We start from the raw sequence: 19,657 nt of genomic DNA on the forward strand, positions 1-19,657 counted from the left end.
GTGATGGCATCAGACTGCGCTGATGCCCAGCAGCGACGACGCGGTAGCGTTACCCTTCAGAAGTTCTTCTGTCATCCCATCCCACACAATTCGTCCTTCGGCAATGACCACCGATCTGGGGGCAATCCGTGCGGCATCTTCGATGCTGTGCGAAACCATCAGCATCGTCAGCTGCCGGCGCTGACAGACGTCCTGCACAAGCGTCAGCATCTCCTGGCGCAGCGCCGGGTCGAGCGCTGAGAACGGTTCATCCAGCAGCAGTATCGGCTGTTCACGGACCAGACAACGGGCAAGCGCCACGCGCTGACGCTGGCCGCCGGAAAGCTCGCCGGGCAGCCTGTCGAGAAATTCCGCGATCCCCATCTGGGCGGCAATGACCTCCAGCTTCTGGCGCTGGGGGACGTTCAGCTTGAGTCCCGGATGCATCCCCAGCGCGATGTTTTGCCGCACCGTCAGGTGGGTAAACAGGTTGTTTTCCTGAAACAGCATGGAGACAGGACGTTTTGCAGGTGGCGTATGGGTATGGTCCCGATTTTCAATGATTATCGATCCGCTTGCCGGCTGCAGAAACCCCGCAACCAAATTGAGCAGCGTGCTTTTTCCCGCACCGCTTGGGCCAAGCACCGCAATAATCTCTCCCTGACGCACGGAGAGCGTGAAGCGCATCGGCAGATGCTGGTAAAGCCAGGTTACATCAGTCAGTTTTAACATCACGCCCCGGAAGTTTTTCGATAACGGTAAAGAGTCCAAAGCACAGCAGAAGCAGCAGCAGCGCCGTGACGGCCCCGTCCTGGCTGCGGTAGGAGCCAATCTGCTGATAAAGCCAGAACGGCAGCGTGCGGAAATCGTCATTGCCGAAAAGGGCCACCACGCCAAAATCCCCGATGGAGAGTACGCAGGCGAAGGCCAGCGCCTGAGCGAGCGGTCGTTTCAGGGCGCGAAGTTCCACCACCTTTAACCGCCGCCAGCCGGTTATCCCAAGGGACTGACACAGGACGCTGTAGCGGCTGTTGACATCCCGCATAGGATTTTCCAGTACTTTCAGCGCGTAGGGGATGGCCATTAAGGCATTGGTAAAAATGACGATGCCGTCGGCGCTTTCCGGCAGGCCGACGGTGGTGTTGAACAGCAGAAAGAAACCGGTCGCCAGCACAATGCCCGGCATCGCCAGGATCAGCATGCCCGTTAGCTCCAGCGCTTGTCCGGCATTACGGGCATGACGCGCGTAGAGCTCGCGGCTGCTCCAGAGCAACATCATGGTCAGGATCACGCATAGCGCTCCGGCTGCCAGCGCAATGCGTACCGAGGTCCACGTCGCTTGCCACAGCACGGGCTGTTGCAGTACTGACACCACATTCCTGTTCAGGCCATCAACGATAACGGCCAGCAGCGGTGGCAACAGAAGCAGGAGTGCCAGCACGATCAGGATAAAATCGGAGACGCGGCTGTGCAGGCTATCCTGCGGATCGCGCCAGCCCGAGAGGCTATTGCTGCCCGGGGGAATCGCTTTGCTCAGGCGCTGGCTCAGCAGCACCAGCACCAGACAGCACGCCATCTGCACGATCGCCAGAAGCGCGGCGCGGCCCGGATCGTAGTCGTAACTTAAGGCCTGATAAATCGCCAGCTCAATGGTGGTCGCCTGTGGCCCGCCGCCGAGAGAAAGCACGGTGGCGAAGCTGGCGAAGCAGAGCATAAAGATCAGCGCGGCAACCGGGGCAATCTGACGTCTTAACCACGGCCATTCGACAAAGCGGAAAAACGACCATCCACGCATGCCAAGCTGAGCGGCAATCTGGCGTTGTTCGCCGGGAATATTCTCCAGTGCCTGCAAAAAGAGGCGCGTTGCCATCGGCATATTGAAAAACACGTGCGCCAGCAGAATGCCCTGCAGGCCGTATGGCGAGCAGGTCCATTCCAGACCAAGCCGGGCAAACAGCAACGCCAGCCAGCCCTGTCGACCGTAAACGCTCAGGATACCAAATACCGCGACCAGCACGGGCAGGATCAGCGTCATGGCGCACAGGCGCAGCAGGACTACTCTTCCGGGGAAACGCCGACGATACAGAGCCCGCGCAAGAAAAATAGCCGGGAGCGCTGACAGCAGGGCAGAAAGAAACGCCTGCCAGAAGGAGAAACGAATGACGTGCCAGAGATAGCTATCGCGCCAGAGCGCGAGCAGATCGCTCTCCGGCGCGTTGAACCACAACGCAAGGAATGCTCCCAGACTGACTATCACCATCAGCATGGCGGCGAGCAGTCCGGGAAGTAACCAGCCGGGAATTAACGGCTGACGGCGCGTTGCCATTCATTTACCCATGCTGCTCGCTGCGCGGCCACCTGCTGCGGCGTAAACTCCAGCGACGTTTGTGGTTTGGTTAACTGGTCGAAACCGGCCGGCAGTGCAACGTGGGTGACGGGATACATCCAGTTGCCCGCAGGAATGGCATTCTGGAACGCCGGAGAAACCATAAATTTCAGGAACTTCTCGGCGAGTTCCGGCTGTTTGCTGGCAGCGGTACGCGCGGCAACCTCCACCTGCAGATAATGCCCTTCGGCAAAATTCGCGGCGGCGTAGTTGTCTTTCTTCTCGGCGATAATGTGGTAAGCCGGCGAGGTGGTGTAGCTTAGCACCAGATCGCTTTCGCCTTTCAGGAACAGACCATACGCTTCACTCCAGCCTTTGGTCACAGTGACGGTTTTGGCGGCCAGCTTCTGCCACGCTTGCGGCGCGTTCTCCCCGTAGACCTTCTGCATCCAAAGCAGCAGTCCCAGGCCTGGCGTGCTGGTACGCGGATCTTCATAAATCACGCGCCATTTCTGGTCGCTCTCCACCAGCTCCTTCAGGCTCTTCGGCGGATTTTTCAGCTTGTTTTTGTCATAGACGAAAGCAAAGTAGCCGTAGTCGAACGGCACAAAGGTGTCGTTGTTCCAGCCGCCCGGCACGTTGACGGCCTCTGCCGCTACGCCGCTTTTGGCAAACAGTTTGGTGTGCGTGGCGGCTTCCAGCAGGTTGTTATCCAGCCCGAGCACCACGTCGGCTTTGCTGTTTTTCCCTTCCATACGCAGACGGTTAAGCAGCGACACGCCATCTTCCAGCGCCACGAATTTCAGCTCGCAATTACAGTCAGCTTCAAAGGCTTTTTTTATTACCGGGCCTGGGCCCCAGTCGGCAGAGAACGAGTCGTAGGTATAGACCGTCAGGACGGGTTTCGCGAACGCAGGCAGCGCAAACAGCGCCAGCAGAGGAAGAACTTTTTTTAACACTTTGCACCTCAGGGTTGAGTGGCAAAGGATTTTGAGAGACAGCCTCAAATCCCTTCGCCGGCGTTATCCGGATCAGGTTCGACGGGTATTATCTCAGCGCACATCTGTGATGCAGCACCCCGTTGAGAACGGCGCTATTGTAATGATTTGGTGAATATTACGAAAGCGTTATGGCTCCGGCGGCGCAAACCAGGCTGATTTGAAATCAAACCAGCCCAGGGTGTTCATCCGCAGACCGCGCATACTGCGTTGACCCTGGATCATCAGCCAGTGGTGTATCAGAGGTACAATCGCCTGTTCAGCCAGCAATTGCTGGCACCACACGGCAAGATTCATGTCGCCAGCGCGCCACTGGGCAGCGTCCTGCTGCCAGTCACGGTTGATACAGTGCTGGATCAGCGGGATCTCATACAGATGAGAAAAGAGCGAGAAATCGAGCGGCAGGGTGAAGTTGGCGCTGTTTAGCCAGATATCACTGACGATCTCCCCCCGGTGCCATTCGTCATAGTCCACTTCTCTGATCTCCAGCGTCACGCCTTCGGCTGCCAGCAGCCTGGCCATGATCCCGGCGATAAAACGATGCTCCACGTGCTCGCGGTAGTAGGTCAGGGTGATGGACTCCAGCCCGGCAGGTTTGTCGCAGTGCGCCGGGCGGGCGTGGTGCCAGCGCGGAAGCAGGCCGTACGCCGGGAACCAGTATGTCTGGTACTGCTCTTCCGCATGGTAGATCAGATTGGAGGGGGACAGCACGTGGCTGACCCACTGACGAACGGCCTGGTTTGCCCCGCGGTGGGTGCGGCTATCAAACAGCAGGTAGTAGCATCCCTCCTCCAGACGACTCTCCACCGCTTTTTCTCCCGAGGTGGGGCCTTCCAGCGTCAGCCCGCAGCTGAGATCTTCATTGAGATCCGGTAATACCCAGACGTTCACTTCGTCGATCAGTGCCCGATAGCCAAAGTAGTCATCAAACGCGCGAATTTTCAGCTGGTTGTTGTTATTGCGGGACACGGAGTAGGGGCCGGTGCCAATCGGCAGGCTGGCGAAATTGTTCAGCGACTCCCACTCGGCGGGCAAAATCATCGACGGCACATAGCCCAGCAGCCAGGGAAGCCATTTGTCCTGCTGCGACAGCTCAATATCCAGCGTCCATGCCGTCGGGGAATGGACGCGGGAAATGTGTGAATAAAGCGGTAGCTTGCGGGCACGTTCCAGAGAGGCGATGACGTCGCGCATGTCCAGCTCGCGACCGTGGTGAAAGTGGATGCCGGGGCGTAAGAAGAAGCGCCAGTGGCACGGGGAAAGTTGCTGCCAGTGATGCGCGATATCCGCTTCCAGTTCCCCATTTTCCTCATTTATCCGCGTCAGGCCGCTGAAAATCTGCCGGGCCATGTGGGTTTCAGAACGCCGTAACGCCGTGCCGGGTAACAGATTTTTCATTGGACGGTAGTAGAGCACCCGCAGAATGTGGCGGCCCTGACGAAAGCTACGTCCAAGATGTGAGACCAGCATCTGGCGCACGGCGGCTTTGTCGCCCACCAGCTGCACCAGCTGGTCGATGCGATCCTGCTCCAGCAGATCCTCCGCGCGCTGCTGCTGCAACGCCAGACCGGTATAGAGAAAGGTCAAACGTGAGCGCTTCCCGCGTCCTGCCTCCGCTTCCCAGCTTAACCAGCCCTGCTGCTGCATGGTGTTAAGCAGCGTGCGCATATGACGGCGCGAACAATTGAGCAGGTCAGCCAGCTCGTTGAGCGTGGTCTCCTGCGATTGCCCCTCGCAGCACTGCCAGAGGCGGATAAATTGTTGTTGCAGACGACCAGAAGGCATAAAAGGGGAACTCCTGACAAAAAACCAGCAATTTATTTATCCCTATATTAGGCCAATAATTCTCCCCGATGAAGTGAGGAGGTAAATTATGAAGAGGTCTACCGCACGTCAGTTTTATCAGCAGTACTTTTCAGCGACAAAAGGAGCGTCCTGGCTGGCCCGCCGGTGTGCAGAGCAGCGGCTGAAAATGTTAGAAGAACTGATGCAGTGGGACGTTACGAAACCGACCTCTTCCCGCTAACTCGCCTCGATCATGTGTGACTGAGTATTGGTGTTTATCACCCGCCAGCAAAATGTTTTTGCTGGCTTTTTTCGTTTATTCTTTCACCCAATTTCGATTCGCTTTCACAAGGACTTGCGTATGCTGTGGTTGATGACGATGGGGCGCCGCCTGAATGGCGTATATGCCGCTTTTATGCTGGTAGCCTTTATGATGGGCGTGGCGGGGGCGTTGCAGGCGCCGACGTTGAGCCTGTTCCTCAGCCGCGAGGTGGGGGCGCAGCCGTTTTGGGTCGGCCTGTTTTACACCGTTAACGCCATTGCCGGGATCCTGGTCAGCCTCGCGCTGGCGAAACGATCGGACAGCCAGGGCGATCGCCGCAAGCTGATCCTCTTTTGCTGCGCCATGGCCGTGGGCAACGCGCTACTCTTTGCGTTCAATCGCCATTACCTGACGCTCATTACCTGCGGCGTCCTGCTGGCATCGCTGGCGAATACCGCCATGCCGCAGCTTTTCGCCCTGGCCCGAGAATACGCGGATAACTCCGCGCGGGAAGTGGTGATGTTCAGCTCGGTGATGCGTGCTCAGCTTTCACTTGCATGGGTCATCGGCCCGCCGCTGGCCTTCATGCTGGCGTTGAACTACGGTTTTACCGCCATGTTCTCCATTGCCGCGGCCATTTTTGCCATCAGCCTGGCGCTGATTGCCTTCGTGCTACCGTCTGTGGCGCGCGTCGAACAGACGACGGATAAGCCGATTACGCAAGTGAGCGGCTGGCAGGACAAAAACGTCCGTATGTTGTTTATCGCCTCCACGCTGATGTGGACCTGCAATACCATGTACATCATTGATATGCCACTGTGGATCAGCAGCGATCTCGGTCTGCCGGACAAGCTCGCCGGGATCTTAATGGGAACGGCTGCCGGGCTGGAGATTCCGGCGATGATTCTTGCAGGGTATTACGTAAAGCGCTTCGGTAAACGCAAAATGATGGTGGTTGCGGTTGCCGCCGGGGTGTTGTTTTACCTTGGGCTGATCTTTTTCCATTCGCGCGAAGCACTGCTGGCGCTGCAGCTGTTCAATGCCATATTCATCGGGATCGTGGCCGGGATCGGCATGCTCTGGTTCCAGGACTTAATGCCGGGACGCGCTGGCTCGGCGACCACGCTTTTCACCAACAGCATTTCGACAGGCGTCATTCTGGCGGGGGTGATTCAGGGAGCGCTGGCGCAGAGCTACGGACATGCCTCGGTTTACTGGATGATTGCCGCGATTTCGGTCATCACACTTGGGCTGACATGCCGGGTTAAGGATGTTTGATTCTGGAAGGCGGCTTCACGAAATGAAACGACTTTCTGACAGATGAAGAGAAGGCGCATAGAGTGCGTGGCGGGTGCTTGAGGCTGTTTGCCTCAGGCTTTCGCAAGAGGCAAACAGTGGAGAGTCCCACATCAATAAAACTGATGGGGAGACCAACTTCACAACCCACATTGCGAGGTTAGTCTCTTCATTGCCGAAAAGCAATAAGGAGGCTGGAATGCCAAAACGTACTCTGCTGTTAGGTTTGTTTCTGATCTGTACGACGCTGTTGATCTTCACCTGGATGGTGCGTGATTCGCTATGTGAATTGCATTTCAGACAGGAGAAAACAGAGCTGGCAGCAGTGTTGGCTTACGAAGCAAAACGTTAGCGGTATTGGCGGGGAAGGTTTCCCCGCCTCTCCAGAGTGGTTGAGCCTCAACGCACCCTTATCAATGGCCCGCTTTTCGCGGGCCATTGCCTTTAGCCCATAAACGCAGGCTGTTTTTTCTCGTACGCTGAGATGGCGTCTTCGTGCTGGAGCGTCAGACCAATACTGTCCAGACCGTTCAGCATGCAGTGACGGCGGAATGCATCAATGCTGAAGCTGTAGGTCTTCTCACCCGCTTTAACCACTTCCGCTTCCAGATCCACTTCAAACGCCATGCCCGGATTCGCCTTAACCAGCGCAAACAGCTCATCGACCTGTTCGTCACTCAGCGTCACCGGCAGCAGCTGGTTGTTGAAGCTGTTACCGTAGAAGATATCCGCGAAGCTCGGGGCGATAACCACCTTAAAGCCGTAATCGGTGAGCGCCCAGGGAGCATGTTCACGCGAAGAACCGCAGCCAAAGTTTTCCCGCGCCAGCAGAATGGACGCGCCTGTGTATTCCGGGAAGTTCAGAACAAATTCTGGATTAGGCACTTCACCTTTGTCATCCAGGAAACGCCAGTCGTTGAAAAGGTGTGCACCAAAACCGGTGCGGGTCACTTTCTGCAAAAACTGCTTAGGAATGATGGCGTCAGTATCGACGTTAGCGGCATCCAGGGGGACAACCCGGCCTGTGTGTTGGGTAAATTTCTCTGCCATGATTGTCTCCTTATTTCAGGCTGCGAATGTCGGCGAAATGGCCGGTAACGGCTGCAGCGGCGGCCATTGCCGGGCTGACCAGATGGGTACGCCCACCGCGGCCCTGACGGCCTTCAAAGTTACGGTTGCTGGTGGAAGCACAACGTTCGCCTGGATTCAGACGGTCGTTGTTCATGGCCAGACACATGGAGCATCCCGGCAAACGCCACTCAAAACCTGCTTCGATAAAGATCTTATCCAGCCCTTCCGCTTCTGCCTGAGCCTTCACCGGACCGGAACCGGGAACCACCAGCGCCTGCACGCCCGGCGCAACTTTGCGGCCTTTAGCAATCTCTGCAGCAGCACGTAAATCTTCGATACGGGAGTTGGTACAGGATCCAATGAAGACTTTATCAATGGTCACGTCGGTCAACGGCACACCGGGCTTCAGTCCCATATAGGCCAGCGCTTTCTCCGCACTGGCACGCTCGACCGGATCGGCAAAGGAGGCCGGGTCAGGAATGCTGTCGTTAACGGAAATCACCTGACCCGGGTTGGTGCCCCAGGTCACCTGAGGCGCAATCTCTTCTGCCTGCAGCGTGACAACGGTGTCAAAGGTTGCCCCGTCGTCGGTTTTCAGGGTTTTCCAGTACGCGACCGCATCGTCAAAATCCTGGCCTTTTGGCGCGTGCAGACGACCTTTCACATAGTTGAAGGTCGTTTCGTCTGGTGCCACCAGGCCTGCTTTGGCGCCCATCTCAATGGCCATGTTGCACAGGGTCATACGACCTTCCATGCTCAGCGCCTGAATAGCGTCGCCGCAAAATTCCACTACATGACCGGTACCGCCTGCGCTGCCGGTTTTGCCGATGATAGCCAGCACGATGTCTTTCGCCGTGATCCCCGGTGCGGCTTTACCTTTCACTTCAATCTTCATGGTTTTGGCGCGGCCCTGTTTCAGGGTCTGCGTCGCCAGAACGTGTTCCACTTCAGACGTACCGATACCAAACGCCAGCGCGCCAAACGCGCCGTGCGTTGCGGTATGAGAGTCACCGCAGACGATGGTCATGCCCGGCAGGGTAATCCCTTGCTCCGGCCCCATCACGTGGACGATGCCCTGATAAGGGTGGTTCAGATCGTACAACTCCACGCCAAATTCGTTGCAGTTCTTGATCAGTTCCTGCATCTGGATACGTGCCATCTCACCCGACGCATTGATGTCTTTGGTCTGAGTGGAAACGTTATGATCCATCGTCGCGAAGGTTTTTCCCGGCTGACGCACGGGACGCTTGTGCGCACGCAGGCCGTCAAATGCCTGCGGGGAGGTCACTTCGTGTACCAGATGACGGTCGATATACAGCAGTGGGGTTTCGTTTGGTGCTTCGTAGACAACGTGTGCATCAAACAACTTTTCATATAAGGTTTTGGCCATGATTACACCCCTTCAGCGACATAGCGGGCAATGATGTCGCCCATTTCATCAGTACTGACTGCTGCCGTGCCGCGTGCTAAATCACCGGTACGGACGCCTTCTTCTAACGCCCGGTTAATGGCGTTTTCAATTGCGGTTGCTGCATCACCTGCATCAAGGCTGTAGCGCAGCAGCAGAGCCAGGGAGAGGATCTGTGCAATCGGGTTGGCGATGTTTTTGCCTGCGATATCCGGTGCGGAGCCCCCGGCAGGTTCGTACAGCCCGAAGCCTTCTTCATTCAGGCTGGCGGATGGCAACATCCCCATGGAGCCGGTGATCATCGCGCACTCGTCAGACAGGATATCGCCGAACAGGTTAGAGCAGAGCAGCACGTCAAACTGGGAGGGATCCTTAATCAGCTGCATGGTCGCGTTATCAATGTACATATGCGACAGCTCAACGTCCGGATACTGCTTCGCGACTTCGCTGACGATCTCACGCCACAAAATGGACGACTGCAGCACGTTTGCTTTATCAATGGAGGTCACTTTATGACGGCGTTTACGCGCCGACTCAAAGGCGATATGGGCAATACGTTCAATTTCGAAACGGTGATATACCTCGGTATCGAATGCTTTTTCATGCTGGCCGCTGCCTTCGCGGCCCTTTGGCTGACCGAAGTAAATTCCGCCGGTCAGCTCGCGTACGCAGAGAATGTCGAAACCGTTGGCCGCGATATCCGCGCGCAGCGGGCAGAATTCTTCCAGCCCCTGGTAGAGCTTCGCCGGACGCAGATTGCTGAACAACTTAAAGTGTTTACGCAGCGGCAGCAGCGCGCCGCGCTCTGGCTGCTCAGCCGGCGGCAGGTGTTCCCATTTTGGGCCACCGACGGAGCCAAACAGCACGGCGTCGGCATTTTCGCAGCCTTCGACGGTGGCTTTTGGCAGCGGCGTACCGTGGTTATCAATGGCAATACCGCCCACGTCGTAATGGCTGGTGGTGATTTTCATCGCAAAACGCGAGCGAACGGCTTCCAGTACTTTCAGCGCCTGTGCCATCACTTCCGGGCCAATACCGTCACCCGGCAACACAGCAATATGGTAATTCTTCGACATTACACGGTTTCCTTGTTGTTCTCTTTATTCTGAGCTTTGCGTTGCAACTCTTTTTCGACTTCAGCGGCGCGCCAGATGTTGTTCAGGACATGCACCATTGCTTTCGCGGAGGATTCGACAATATCCGTCGCCAGACCCACTCCGTGGAAACGGCGACCGTTGTAATTGACGACGATATCCACCTGGCCTAAAGCGTCTTTACCATGCCCTTTCGCCGTCAGGTCATATTTCACCAGCTCAACGTCGTACTCGGTGACGCGGTTGATTGCCTGATAGATGGCGTCGACAGGGCCGTTACCGTTTGCCGCTTCGGCTTTAATCTCGTCACCACAGGCCAGTTTGACCGAGGCGGTGGCGATGTCGCTGGAGCCGGACTGCACATTGAAGTAATCCAGACGGAAGTGCTCTGGCTCTTCCTGCTGTTTGTTAATAAAGGCCAGCGCTTCCAGGTCATAGTCGAACACCTGACCTTTTTTGTCGGCCAGCTTCAGGAATGCGTCGTACAGCTGATCCATGTTGTAATCGCTGTCCTGATAACCCATCTCTTCCATACGGTGTTTCACCGCAGCGCGGCCGGAACGGGAGGTCAGGTTCAACTGCACCTGGTTCAGACCGATAGATTCCGGGGTCATGATTTCGTAGTTTTCGCGGTTTTTCAGTACGCCGTCCTGGTGGATACCAGAGGAATGCGCGAACGCACCCGTGCCGACAATCGCTTTGTTGGCCGGGATCGGCATGTTGCAAATCTGGCTGACGGTCTGGCTGGTGCGCCAGATTTCGTTGTGATTGATGCGGGTGTGCACGTTCATGATGTCTTTGCGCACTTTGATCGCCATGATCACTTCTTCCAGCGAACAGTTGCCCGCGCGTTCACCGATACCGTTCATCGCGCCTTCTACCTGACGCGCACCAGCGTGGACAGCGGCGATGGCATTGCCCACCGCCAGCCCTAAATCATCGTGGGTGTGGACGGAGATAATTGCTTTATCAATATTCGGTACGCGGTCATACAGGCCGGTGATGATGTTTGAGAACTCAAACGGCATGGTGTAGCCGACGGTGTCCGGGATGTTGATGGTTTTCGCGCCCGCGTTGATGGCGGCTTCCACAACGCGCGCCAGGTCTTCGATTGGCGTACGGCCCGCGTCTTCGCAAGAGAATTCAACGTCATCGGTATAGTTACGTGCGCGCTTAACCATATACACCGCGCGTTCAATCACCTCATCCAGCGTGCTGCGCAATTTGGTTGCGATATGCATTGGCGAAGTAGCAATGAAAGTGTGAATACGGAAGGCTTCGGCCACTTTCAGCGACTCGGCCGCAACGTCGATGTCTTTCTCTACACAGCGTGCCAGGCCACAGACGCGGCTATTTTTAATGGTGCGCGCAATGGTCTGTACGGATTCGAAATCACCCGGAGAAGAGACCGGGAACCCCACCTCCATGACGTCGACGCCCATTCGCTCGAGAGCCAGCGCAATCTGCAGTTTCTCTTTTACACTCAGGCTTGCCTGTAATGCCTGTTCACCGTCACGTAAAGTAGTATCGAAAATAATGACTTGCTGGCTCATGGGTTAGGTCCTTGTCAGTCTTAGGGCGCCTTGCTACGAGCATAAAAAAACCCGCGCAGTGGCGCGGGTTTTTAGTCTTACTGGTGACGATTCAACGCTGAATTTCGCCCGCCAGTCTACCGCGCACAGAAGATGCGTTTAGTAGTAGTAGACCGGTGAAACGATGGGTGCGTGTCATGAATCGTGCTCCGTTAAATTCAATATACTTTTAGTGGTACTGGATACGGCTGTTCATGTCAACCCCTGACGGTAAAAACGGTTCCGACAGACTGAACAGACAGGTTATAGGCTTTAGCTTATTGTGCTGGATTTTGCTTTTCAGGCTATATGAATTGTCTAAAATTGGACTCAAAAAACATTTGCAGAAATAAGTACATTTAGCAGGTATTTTGAAATATGTATTTTTCGTCGTGGATGTTTTCTTTTTAAAGTATTTAATATCATTGATTTACCATTGGCATAGGCATTCTTTCTCTCTGGCCGTGAATGAATGGGAATAACAGATTATTAACGTAAGTATACGCAAAGTCGATAACAGTTTAATTATACTTAAGTCATCCTTAACCAGATGACCATTGTGTATTGACTTGGTTTATGGTTTCATTCTAACTATAAAGTCAAATATATCTGTTATGCCGGTTTTTATTTGTGTGTTATCGCGTGATCTTTATATATTCCGATTTTTAAACAATTCTCTTTTGTTGGACGTATTGGCATGGTAAATCATATTTTTCGGGATTATTACAATGCGTCGGCGAAGGACGTGCTGTGTAGCGTGACAGTGGAGTCAGAAGTGTCAGAAAATAATATTAAACAACCTCAAGTTACAGATGGGATTAAACCCCAGCTACGCACGGTGGATCTTAATCTACTGACGGTGTTTGATGCTGTCATGCAGGAGCAGAATATCACCCGGGCGGCGCAAGCGTTGGGGATGTCACAACCTGCCGTGAGTAATGCCGTTGCCAGGCTTAAGGTGATGTTCAACGACGAATTATTCGTTCGCTACGGACGAGGGATTCAGCCTACTGCGCGGGCATTCCAGCTGTTCGGCTCTATTCGCCAGGCTCTGCAACTGGTGCAAAATGAGCTGCCGGGCTCGGGTTTTGAACCGCTAAGCAGTGAACGCGTATTCCATCTCTGCGTCTGCAGCCCGTTAGATAATTATCTGACATCTATTATTTATAATAAGGTTGAAGAGATTGCGCCAAATATTAATCTGGTGTTCAAATCATCCTTAAATCAAAATACAGAACACCAGTTACGTTACCAGGAAACCGAATTTGTCCTTGGATACGAAGAGTTCCGTCGCCCTGAATTTTCGTGCGTGCCGTTGTTTAAAGATGAAATGGTATTGGTTGCCAGTAAAAAACATCCACGATTGAATGCTCCGCTACGTGAAAGTGATGTTTATAGCGAACAACATGCCGTGGTTGCGCTCGACAGATATGCCTCATTTAGTCTGCCGTGGTACGACACAGCAGATAAACAGGCGAGCGTGGCATATCAAGGAATGGCTATGGTCAGCGTATTAAACGTCGTTTCCCAGACGCAGCTGGTGGCTATTGCACCGCGCTGGCTGGCGGAAGAGTTCTCTGACGCGTTAAATCTGCAAATTTTGCCTCTGCCGCTTAAGCTTAATAGCCGTACCTGTTATCTCTCCTGGCATGAAGCTGCGGGACGGGATAAAGGGCATCAGTGGATGGAAGAATTACTTATCAGCATCTGCCGCCGTTAATCAGGTCAGGATAAATTGCATCTTTGCATGTGGTTTATCCTGGTTTTGTTTTGTTAACTGCTATTTTATTCTGTTCTGAATCTTTTCTGGCGGTTGCCAGACCTGTAAAAATAGATGATTTCCTGAATCATCGCGCTTTTCAACGATGATTTATCATCTCCTCCTCTAATTTCAGATGAATTAACCATATCCTCTGGCAATGTCTGTTTTTTCTGCTTTCACTGCCTCTTCGCTCTCCGGGTTTGCTAATTGCCTGCCTCATAACGAGCGGTTAAGGTAAGTATCACTCAGCTAATAGAAGACGGGTTCATCCCGATCGCAAGACGGTGCAGAAATGAATTCGGCGGTCCGTCTAAAACAAAATGCCTGGAGGCAAAGCATGGAGATGTTGTCTGGCGCGGAAATGGTCGTCCGATCGCTTATCGATCAGGGCGTGAAACAAGTGTTCGGCTATCCTGGCGGCGCGGTCCTTGATATTTATGATGCACTGCATACGGTAGGCGGCATTGACCATATCCTTGTACGTCATGAACAGGCGGCGGTGCATATGGCTGATGGCCTGGCGCGTGCGACGGGGGAAGTGGGCGTGGTGTTAGTCACGTCGGGACCCGGTGCGACAAACGCTATTACCGGCATTGCGACCGCGTACATGGACTCTATTCCGCTGGTGGTCCTCTCCGGGCAGGTGGCAACCTCACTGATTGGCTACGACGCATTTCAGGAGTGCGACATGGTCGGGATATCGCGTCCCGTTGTGAAGCACAGCTTCCTGGTTAAGCAAACCGAAGACATTCCTGGCGTGCTGAAAAAAGCATTCTGGCTGGCGGCAAGCGGACGTCCGGGACCGGTGGTGGTCGATCTGCCTAAAGATATCCTGAATCCGGCAAACAAGCTGCCTTATGTCTGGCCGGAATCGGTAAGCATGCGTTCTTACAACCCCACCACGCAGGGCCACAAAGGCCAAATCAAACGTGCGCTGCAGACGCTGCTGGCCGCTAAAAAACCGGTGGTCTATGTCGGCGGTGGGGCAATCAATTCTGCGTGTGAGCCACAGCTTCGTGAACTGATCGAAAAGCTCAATCTTCCTGTTGCGTCGTCGCTGATGGGACTCGGGGCGTTTCCCGCCACCCACCGTCAGGCGCTGGGCATGCTGGGTATGCACGGTACCTATGAAGCCAACATGACGATGCATCATTCCGATGTGATCTTTGCCGTCGGCGTGCGCTTTGACGATCGTACGACCAACAATCTGGCGAAGTATTGCCCGAACGCCACGGTGCTGCACATTGATATCGACCCCACGTCGATTTCAAAAACGGTGTCAGCTGATGTGCCTATCGTCGGCGATGCCCGGCAGGTACTGGAGCAAATGCTGGATCTGCTGACCCAGGAGAGCACGACTCAACCGCTGGATGAGATCCGCGACTGGTGGCTGCAAATTGAGCAGTGGCGCGCGCGCCAGTGTCTGAAATATGACACTCAAAGTGAGCATATTAAGCCTCAGGCCGTGATTGAAGCGGTCTGGCGACTGACGAAAGGCGACGCTTATGTCACTTCAGACGTGGGTCAGCATCAAATGTTCGCCGCCCTCTATTATCCCTTTGATAAACCGCGTCACTGGATCAATTCGGGGGGGTTAGGAACGATGGGCTTTGGTTTGCCTGCCGCGCTGGGCGTGAAGCTGGCACTGCCAAATGAAACCGTCGTCTGCGTGACCGGGGACGGCAGTATCCAGATGAACATTCAGGAACTTTCCACCGCGCTGCAATATGAGTTGCCGGTACTGGTGCTTAACCTCAACAACGGCTATCTCGGTATGGTGAAGCAGTGGCAGGATATGATCTACTCTGGCCGTCACTCTCAGTCATACATGCAGTCGCTGCCGGATTTTGTTCGTCTTGCTGAAGCTTATGGCCACGTGGGGATGCGGGTGACCGATCCCGCTTTGCTGGAATCGTCGCTCGCACAAGCGCTTGAGCAGGTTAAAAACAACCGCCTCGTCTTTATGGATGTCATCGTTGATGGGACCGAGCACGTTTATCCGATGCATATTCGCGGCGGTGGGATGGATGAAATGTGGTTAAGCAAAACGGAGAGAACCTGATATGCGCCGGATATTATCTGTATTGCTGGAAAACGAGTCTGGCGCACTGTCGCGCGTCATTGGGCTTTTCGCGCAGCGCGGCTATAACATAGAAAGCCTGACCGTTGCCCCCACGGACGACCCGACGCTGTCGCGTATGACGATTCAGACCGTTGGTGATGCCAAAGTGCTTGAGCAGATTGAGAAGCAACTGCATAAACTGGTTGATGTCCTGCGCGTGAGCGAGCTGGGGCAGGGGGCTTACGTTGAGCGTGAGGTCATGCTGGTAAAAATTCAGGCCAGCGGCTACGGGCGTGAAGAGGTCAAACGCAATGCGGATATTTTCCGCGGGCAGATCATTGACGTCACGCCTTCTCTTTATACGGTTCAACTGGTCGGGACCAGTGACAAGCTGGACGCTTTTCTGGCGTCCGTGCGGGATGTAGCAAAAATTGTTGAAGTGGCCAGATCGGGCGTTGTGGGTCTGTCACGCGGCGAGAAAATCATGCGTTAGTTGTCAAAAAGGTTCGCCTCTTTCTGCCCGGTCACCAAAGCCGGGCTTTTTTTTGCGTAATCAGCCAATAACGCAGATAAAAGCGGTTGCCGCGAAGGCTTTTCTGCGTTTAGATGTTAAAAGATTTAACCATAACCTTGACAGGGCCATGGACTCTTTTCTTTTTTTAAGGGGCAATTGTGAAACTGGATGAAATCGCCCGGCTAGCCGGCGTGTCACGAACAACGGCCAGCTATGTGATTAACGGTAAAGCAAAGCAGTACCGTGTCAGCGATAAAACCGTTGAAAAAGTTATGGCGGTGGTTCGTGAGCATAACTACCATCCGAATGCTGTCGCTGCCGGCCTGCGCGCCGGGCGCACCCGATCGATTGGTCTGGTGATCCCCGATCTGGAAAATACCAGCTATACCCGTATCGCCAACTATCTTGAGCGTCAGGCTCGCCAGCGCGGCTACCAGTTGCTGATTGCCTGTTCTGAAGATCAGCCGGACAACGAGATGCGCTGCATTGAACATCTGCTCCAGCGCCAGGTGGATGCCATCATTGTATCGACCTCCTTACCGCCAGAGCATCCATTCTACCAGCGCTGGGCGAACGATCCTTTCCCTATCGTTGCGCTGGATCGTGCGCTCGATCGCGAGCATTTCACCAGCGTAGTGGGTGCCGACCAGGATGATGCGGAAATGCTTGCCGCGGAGCTGAGAACCTTCCCTGCTAAAACGGTACTCTATCTTGGCGCATTGCCTGAACTTTCAGTGAGCTTCCTGCGTGAACAGGGGTTCCGAACCGCCTGGAAAGACGATCCGCGTGAAGTTCACTATCTCTACGCCAATAGCTATGAACGTGAAGCCGCTGCGCAGCTCTTTGAGAAATGGCTGGAAACGCACCCGATGCCCCAGGCGCTGTTCACGACATCCTTTGCACTCTTGCAGGGGGTGATGGATGTGACCCTGCGCCGTGAAGGTAAGCTTCCCTCCGACCTGGCTATTGCCACTTTCGGGGATAACGAGCTGCTCGACTTCCTGCAGTGTCCTGTGCTGGCCGTGGCACAGCGTCACCGTGATGTGGCTGAACGCGTACTGGAGATTGTTCTGGCGAGCCTGGATGAGCCGAGAAAACCGAAGCCGGGTCTGACACGTATCAAACGTAATCTCTATCATCGCGGAATTCTTAGCCGCCATAAATGAAATGACGGGGCGGTGAAAACGGCCCCTTATTGCGGGAATAATTCGCTGAGTTAATTCCCGCAATGAAATTAGGATAATTCCTGCAGGATCATAATCTCCTCATTTTCTTAATTCATTTTGGCTTTTAAACTGCCCTTTAAGGAGCCTGAAAGCGATTTTAAACCGCTATCTTTGTATTATTTTGTTACAAACCGGCTTCGGTCGATGAATATTCAGACGTTTTTCCTGGACCCTGACCAGCCAGCGTGGCAACGGCCGCCTTAACCACGCGTCTGAATGAATCTGGCGCTGTTATCCCCTGAGAATCTGTCATAAAATGCTGCCCGCGTCGCAAACTGACACTTTATATTTATCTGCGATGATATTGAGTGAGCTTTAACGCTAGTGTGCATATTCGGTTTTTTTCTTACAAATATTCATAACGTTAATTTTGCCTCGCCAGTTGTTCAGTTATTAGTCAGGTCTGTTTATCTCTGTAAATAGAGGGCTTTCGGGTCCTTATAGGGAGAGTCCTGGCTTGACAAGCTTTTCCCTCGCTCCGTAAACTCCTTTAGGTGGGAATTTGTGGGTTAAAGTGGTGAGGAGGGGTGAGACTGGCATGTTCCGTGGAGCTACGTTAGTCAATCTCGACAGCAAAGGGCGTTTATCGGTGCCAACCCGATACCGCGACCAGCTGATTGAGAACGCTTCGGGTCAAATGGTTTGCACCATTGACATCAACTCCCCCTGCCTGCTGCTTTACCCCTTACCCGAATGGGAAATTATTGAGCAAAAGCTGTCGCGACTGTCGAGCATGAACCCGCAAGAGCGCCGCGTACAGCGGCTGTTATTGGGACATGCCAGTGAGTGTCAGATGGATAGCGCCGGGCGATTACTGATTGCGCCTGTGCTGCGGCAACATGCCGGTCTGACTAAAGAAGTGATGCTGGTCGGGCAGTTCAACAAGTTTGAACTGTGGGATGAAACGACCTGGTATCAACAGGTCAAGGAAGATATCGACGCTGAGCAGTCCGATTCCGCAACTTTATCGGAACGGCTGCAGGACTTGTCTCTATAAATATGATGGAAAATTATAAACACAAAACGGTGTTACTGGATGAGGCCGTGAACGGCCTGAATATTCGTCCGGATGGCATCTACATTGATGGTACGTTTGGTCGCGGTGGTCACTCGCGTTTGATTCTCTCCCAGCTTGGAGAGGAAGGACGTCTGCTGGCAATTGATCGCGATCCGCAGGCGATTGCCGTTGCACAGACCATCAATGACCCTCGCTTTTCCATCGTGCATGGACCTTTCTCTGCGCTCGCCGATTACGTTGCCGAGCGCGGCCTGACGGGCAAGATCGACGGGATTCTTCTCGATCTTGGCGTCTCTTCACCACAGCTTGATGATGCTGAACGCGGTTTCTCCTTTATGCGTGATGGTCCGCTGGATATGCGTATGGACCCGACGCGCGGCCAGTCTGCTGCCGAATGGCTGCAGACCGCTGACGAAGCGGATATTGCATGGGTGATCAAAACCTTTGGCGAAGAACGTTTTGGCAAGCGCATTGCGCGCGCCATCGTTGAGCGCAACCGCGTTGAGCCCATGACCCGTACCAAAGAGCTGGCCGAAGTGATCGCGGCGGCGACGCCGGTGAAGGATAAGCACAAACATCCCGCGACCCGTACCTTCCAGGCGGTGCGCATCTGGGTAAACAGTGAACTGGAGGAAATAGAGCTGGCGCTAAAAAGCTCGCTCGACGTACTGGCCCCGGGTGGGCGGTTATCCATCATCAGCTTCCATTCGCTGGAAGACCGCATTGTGAAGCGCTTTATGCGTGAGCAAAGCCGCGGTCCTCAGGTTCCTGCGGGGTTGCCGATGACGGAAGAACAACTCAGGAAGCTGGGTGGTCGTCAGTTGCGAGCATTAGGCAAGTTGATGCCGGGCGAAGAAGAGGTGGCAGAGAATCCACGCGCCCGTAGTTCAGTGCTGCGAGTTGCAGAGAGGACGAACGCATGATCAGCAGAGTGACAGAAACCCTAAGCAAAGTTAAGGGATCGTTAGGAAGCAACGAGCGCCATGCCTTGCCTGGCGTGATCGGCGACGATCTTTTGCGGTTCGGGAAACTGCCACTCTGCCTGTTCATTTGCATCATTGTTACGGCAGTCACGGTGGTCACCACAGCCCACCATACACGTTTATTGACTGCGCAACGCGAGCAGATGCTACTGGAACGCGATGCGCTGGATATTGAATGGCGAAATCTGATCCTTGAAGAAAACGCGCTCGGCGATCACAGCCGGGTTGAACGGATCGCAACGGAAAAGCTGCAACTGCAGCATGTTGATCCTTCCCAGGAAAATATCGTAGTACAAAAATAA

Annotated in this window: 18 protein-coding genes and 1 riboswitch; of the genes, 10 read left to right on the forward strand and 8 right to left on the reverse strand. The window is 54.3% G+C overall.

The genetic code is table 11. The features are described from left to right. Positions 1 to 9: 9 nt before the first annotated feature. The 4 genes from thiQ to sgrR all read right to left on the reverse strand — a co-directional run bounded on the left by thiQ (position 10) and on the right by sgrR (position 5,088). Entirely contained in the window at positions 10 to 711 is a 702-nt protein-coding gene (gene thiQ, locus AAER43_RS03470) for a thiamine ABC transporter ATP-binding protein ThiQ (protein ID WP_032637517.1), read from the reverse strand. After that, the gene (gene thiP / locus AAER43_RS03475; protein WP_050862297.1) at positions 695 to 2,305 is read right to left on the reverse strand and encodes a thiamine/thiamine pyrophosphate ABC transporter permease ThiP; all 1,611 of its coding nucleotides are present in this window, start codon (positions 2,303 to 2,305) and stop codon (positions 695 to 697) included. The genes thiQ and thiP overlap by 17 nt, the downstream gene beginning before the upstream one ends. Continuing rightward, complete coding sequence (thiB, locus tag AAER43_RS03480) at positions 2,281 to 3,264, reverse strand: thiamine ABC transporter substrate binding subunit (RefSeq protein ID WP_050862298.1); 984 nt, start codon at positions 3,262 to 3,264, stop codon at positions 2,281 to 2,283. Before thiB ends, thiP begins: the two co-directional genes overlap by 25 nt. Before the next feature lie 31 nt (positions 3,265 to 3,295). Further along, a riboswitch (TPP riboswitch) is annotated at positions 3,296 to 3,396 on the reverse strand. 36 nt (positions 3,397 to 3,432) lie between these two features. Continuing rightward, positions 3,433 to 5,088 carry an HTH-type transcriptional regulator SgrR gene (gene sgrR, locus AAER43_RS03485; RefSeq protein WP_050862299.1) on the reverse strand — a complete coding sequence of 552 codons (1,656 nt, stop codon included), beginning with the start codon at positions 5,086 to 5,088 and terminating at the stop codon, positions 3,433 to 3,435. A gap of 88 nt (positions 5,089 to 5,176) precedes the next feature. Here sgrR and sgrT point away from each other — a divergent pair, with 88 nt between their 5' ends. The 3 genes from sgrT (at position 5,177) to AAER43_RS03500 (ending at position 6,998) form a co-directional block, all read left to right on the forward strand. Next, positions 5,177 to 5,329, forward strand: coding sequence for a glucose uptake inhibitor SgrT (gene sgrT / locus AAER43_RS03490; protein WP_014882529.1), 153 nt, complete (start codon positions 5,177 to 5,179; stop codon positions 5,327 to 5,329). A gap of 120 nt (positions 5,330 to 5,449) precedes the next feature. Further along, positions 5,450 to 6,628, forward strand: a complete 1,179-nt coding sequence (locus AAER43_RS03495) for a sugar efflux transporter (RefSeq protein WP_045134566.1) — start codon at positions 5,450 to 5,452, stop codon at positions 6,626 to 6,628. A gap of 217 nt (positions 6,629 to 6,845) precedes the next feature. Then, positions 6,846 to 6,998, forward strand: coding sequence for a Hok/Gef family protein (locus tag AAER43_RS03500; protein WP_010427008.1), 153 nt, complete (start codon positions 6,846 to 6,848; stop codon positions 6,996 to 6,998). 92 nt (positions 6,999 to 7,090) lie between these two features. On the opposite strand, the gene leuD is transcribed toward AAER43_RS03500, so the two are convergent. Genes leuD through leuA form a run of 4 tightly spaced genes read right to left on the reverse strand, consistent with a single transcriptional unit; the run spans position 7,091 to position 11,772 of the window. Further along, the gene (gene leuD, locus AAER43_RS03505) at positions 7,091 to 7,696 is read right to left on the reverse strand and encodes a 3-isopropylmalate dehydratase small subunit (protein ID WP_014882531.1); all 606 of its coding nucleotides are present in this window, start codon (positions 7,694 to 7,696) and stop codon (positions 7,091 to 7,093) included. A gap of 10 nt (positions 7,697 to 7,706) precedes the next feature. Next, positions 7,707 to 9,107: a 3-isopropylmalate dehydratase large subunit gene (gene leuC / locus AAER43_RS03510; RefSeq protein ID WP_014882532.1), complete on the reverse strand. Its 1,401-nt coding sequence runs from the start codon at positions 9,105 to 9,107 to the stop codon at positions 7,707 to 7,709. A gap of 2 nt (positions 9,108 to 9,109) precedes the next feature. After that, positions 9,110 to 10,201, reverse strand: coding sequence for a 3-isopropylmalate dehydrogenase (leuB, locus tag AAER43_RS03515; RefSeq protein WP_014882533.1), 1,092 nt, complete (start codon positions 10,199 to 10,201; stop codon positions 9,110 to 9,112). Next, positions 10,201 to 11,772, reverse strand: a complete 1,572-nt coding sequence (gene leuA / locus AAER43_RS03520) for a 2-isopropylmalate synthase (protein WP_014882534.1) — start codon at positions 11,770 to 11,772, stop codon at positions 10,201 to 10,203. Before leuA ends, leuB begins: the two co-directional genes overlap by 1 nt. A gap of 793 nt (positions 11,773 to 12,565) precedes the next feature. Between leuA and leuO the strand changes: the two genes are divergently transcribed. From leuO to ftsL, 7 genes are all read left to right on the forward strand, one after another. Beyond that, positions 12,566 to 13,510, forward strand: a complete 945-nt coding sequence (gene leuO, locus AAER43_RS03525; RefSeq protein WP_032629721.1) for a transcriptional regulator LeuO — start codon at positions 12,566 to 12,568, stop codon at positions 13,508 to 13,510. A gap of 379 nt (positions 13,511 to 13,889) precedes the next feature. Continuing rightward, a complete protein-coding gene (ilvI, locus tag AAER43_RS03530) occupies positions 13,890 to 15,614 on the forward strand; it encodes an acetolactate synthase 3 large subunit (RefSeq protein ID WP_050862971.1) in 1,725 nt (574 codons plus the stop codon). 1 nt (position 15,615) lies between these two features. Continuing rightward, positions 15,616 to 16,107 (forward strand): acetolactate synthase small subunit, encoded by a 492-nt coding sequence (gene ilvN / locus AAER43_RS03535; RefSeq protein ID WP_014882536.1) that lies wholly within the window; start codon positions 15,616 to 15,618, stop codon positions 16,105 to 16,107. A 179-nt stretch (positions 16,108 to 16,286) separates the two neighbouring features. Further along, positions 16,287 to 17,294 (forward strand): catabolite repressor/activator, encoded by a 1,008-nt coding sequence (cra, locus tag AAER43_RS03540; protein WP_050862972.1) that lies wholly within the window; start codon positions 16,287 to 16,289, stop codon positions 17,292 to 17,294. A gap of 598 nt (positions 17,295 to 17,892) precedes the next feature. After that, complete coding sequence (gene mraZ / locus AAER43_RS03545) at positions 17,893 to 18,351, forward strand: division/cell wall cluster transcriptional repressor MraZ (RefSeq protein WP_014882537.1); 459 nt, start codon at positions 17,893 to 17,895, stop codon at positions 18,349 to 18,351. Between the two features lie 2 nt (positions 18,352 to 18,353). Next, positions 18,354 to 19,295, forward strand: a complete 942-nt coding sequence (gene rsmH / locus AAER43_RS03550) for a 16S rRNA (cytosine(1402)-N(4))-methyltransferase RsmH (protein WP_014882538.1) — start codon at positions 18,354 to 18,356, stop codon at positions 19,293 to 19,295. Further along, positions 19,292 to 19,657, forward strand: a complete 366-nt coding sequence (ftsL, locus tag AAER43_RS03555) for a cell division protein FtsL (protein ID WP_057057763.1) — start codon at positions 19,292 to 19,294, stop codon at positions 19,655 to 19,657. The genes rsmH and ftsL overlap by 4 nt, the downstream gene beginning before the upstream one ends.

The organism is Enterobacter sp. FUJ80071, from assembly GCF_038739915.1.
In the GTDB taxonomy this organism is placed as follows: Bacteria; Pseudomonadota; Gammaproteobacteria; order Enterobacterales; family Enterobacteriaceae; genus Enterobacter; species Enterobacter kobei.

Bases quoted from the DNA above. Each gene is read 5' to 3' on its own strand.
- thiQ (WP_032637517.1), bottom strand. From the start codon at position 711: ATGTTAAAACTGACTGATGTAACCTGGCTTTACCAGCATCTGCCGATG.
- thiP (WP_050862297.1), bottom strand. From the start codon at position 2,305: ATGGCAACGCGCCGTCAGCCGTTAATTCCCGGCTGGTTACTTCCCGGA.
- sgrR (WP_050862299.1), bottom strand. From the start codon at position 5,088: ATGCCTTCTGGTCGTCTGCAACAACAATTTATCCGCCTCTGGCAGTGC.
- sgrT (WP_014882529.1), top strand. From the start codon at position 5,177: ATGAAGAGGTCTACCGCACGTCAGTTTTATCAGCAGTACTTTTCAGCG.
- AAER43_RS03495 (WP_045134566.1), top strand. From the start codon at position 5,450: ATGCTGTGGTTGATGACGATGGGGCGCCGCCTGAATGGCGTATATGCC.
- AAER43_RS03500 (WP_010427008.1), top strand. From the start codon at position 6,846: ATGCCAAAACGTACTCTGCTGTTAGGTTTGTTTCTGATCTGTACGACG.
- leuD (WP_014882531.1), bottom strand. From the start codon at position 7,696: ATGGCAGAGAAATTTACCCAACACACAGGCCGGGTTGTCCCCCTGGAT.
- leuC (WP_014882532.1), bottom strand. From the start codon at position 9,107: ATGGCCAAAACCTTATATGAAAAGTTGTTTGATGCACACGTTGTCTAC.
- leuB (WP_014882533.1), bottom strand. From the start codon at position 10,201: ATGTCGAAGAATTACCATATTGCTGTGTTGCCGGGTGACGGTATTGGC.
- leuA (WP_014882534.1), bottom strand. From the start codon at position 11,772: ATGAGCCAGCAAGTCATTATTTTCGATACTACTTTACGTGACGGTGAA.
- ilvI (WP_050862971.1), top strand. From the start codon at position 13,890: ATGGAGATGTTGTCTGGCGCGGAAATGGTCGTCCGATCGCTTATCGAT.
- ilvN (WP_014882536.1), top strand. From the start codon at position 15,616: ATGCGCCGGATATTATCTGTATTGCTGGAAAACGAGTCTGGCGCACTG.
- mraZ (WP_014882537.1), top strand. From the start codon at position 17,893: ATGTTCCGTGGAGCTACGTTAGTCAATCTCGACAGCAAAGGGCGTTTA.
- rsmH (WP_014882538.1), top strand. From the start codon at position 18,354: ATGATGGAAAATTATAAACACAAAACGGTGTTACTGGATGAGGCCGTG.
- ftsL (WP_057057763.1), top strand. From the start codon at position 19,292: ATGATCAGCAGAGTGACAGAAACCCTAAGCAAAGTTAAGGGATCGTTA.